This is a genomic window from Arthrobacter sp. 05N429 (assembly GCF_056397045.1).
Map to the genome: position 1 here is coordinate 1 of NZ_JBFTMQ010000037.1, position 683 is coordinate 683.

The 683-nt window shown below is 68.5% G+C and carries 1 pseudogene; it reads right to left on the minus strand.

Annotated elements, in window-relative coordinates:
* Nucleotides 1-683 (minus strand): annotated as a pseudogene (locus tag AC1DF4_RS19155) (Ig-like domain-containing protein); the annotation flags it as partial.

The window sequence follows — 683 nt, forward strand, 5'->3', positions numbered from 1 at the left end:
TTGTTCGCCCCCGACCACGCCGCATGCACACACCCGCCCAGCTGCACCGGAGCCGCCGGCACCCCCTGCCCGCCAAACGTCACCGTCCTCGCCGTCGAACCATCCAACGGCTGCACCAGCAACGCCTTCGGCGTCGCGACCGCCACCGCATCCGCGCCCGGACCCGAGAGCTGCAGCTTCGCGTCCCGCGCCTCCGCCARCGCCAGCTCACGCCCGCCCGGCAGGAACAACYTCCCCCGGCCCGCATCCAASACCACCGGCGCATCCCCCACCACCGCCAGCTGCAGATCCCCCGCACCCTTCAAMCCRTYCCAGGTACTGGACTTCACGTCCGTCGCYGCGCCCTCGGCATCCACCGCAGTSACCGTGACCTGYCCGGACTTCGGATCCGCACTGTAAATCCGGTCATCGGCACCCACCGCCGACACCGTCCCCGCCGACCCCGCCAGCACCGGCTCGGAACTCTCCGCATCAAAACCGCCCACCGTCGACGGCGACAACGCCCACACCGAGCCCTTCGCCGCATCCGTCACCGAAATGACCTTCGACCCGAAACTCACCTCCGCCGACCCCGGCAACTTCTTATCCCCACCCAACCGCATCTGCGCCGCCGACACCTGATTCAACGTCGACCCCGCAGCATCATCCACCAACACCGTCCCGGCATCCTGCAACACATCAAA